This is a genomic window from Pedobacter sp. UBA5917 (genome assembly GCF_002432345.1).
GTDB lineage: Bacteria > Bacteroidota > Bacteroidia > Sphingobacteriales > Sphingobacteriaceae > Pedobacter.
In genome coordinates this window covers 8,337-8,853 of the sequence record NZ_DJDT01000085.1, presented here as the reverse complement: position 1 = coordinate 8,853, position 517 = coordinate 8,337, and the positions used below count along the sequence as shown (strand labels likewise).

Genomic DNA, 517 nt, shown 5'->3' with positions numbered 1-517 from the left:
GAAAAGGTAAGCACGGTAGATTTATTTCCATCAGCATGGGTTACGCTAAGCGCGGGTTCCATCAAATTAAGCGAACCGGAAGCAATATAGGCTTCACGTTTGTTCAAAAGATCATCAGAACCGGGTTTATATTTATCCAAAGCCTGTATGTGCTTATATTCCGCTGCATTTTCGAGTTTTTTGCCGATGTAGGTAGATAACAGTGCATTATCTTTATCCGTTTCCAGGATCAGTACACTGTTTTTTGTCGCAATTTCTATGGTTTTTTGCGCAAAAATGTTTGAACCCGTTGCCATTAATAGTGCAAAGAGCATAAAGTTTTTTGTGGTCATTTATGTGTTTAAATTAATTGTTGATACAGCTAAAATTACCTACAAGATATTTTGGAAAAGAGAACCGTGGTTTACAAAAGACCGGCAAACTTATGGATGTGTAACATTCTTTATTGCAATGAATTATGTGTTTTGTTTGAAAGGAGATGAACGGAAGGAATTGGTTCATTGGTCATTAGTTCATT

1 pseudogene is annotated in these 517 nt (G+C 36.4%); it reads right to left on the bottom strand.

Annotated elements, in window-relative coordinates:
* Window positions 1–332: pseudogene (locus B2V92_RS05305) on the bottom strand (hypothetical protein); the annotation flags it as partial.
* Between the last annotated feature and the right edge of the window lie 185 nt (window positions 333–517).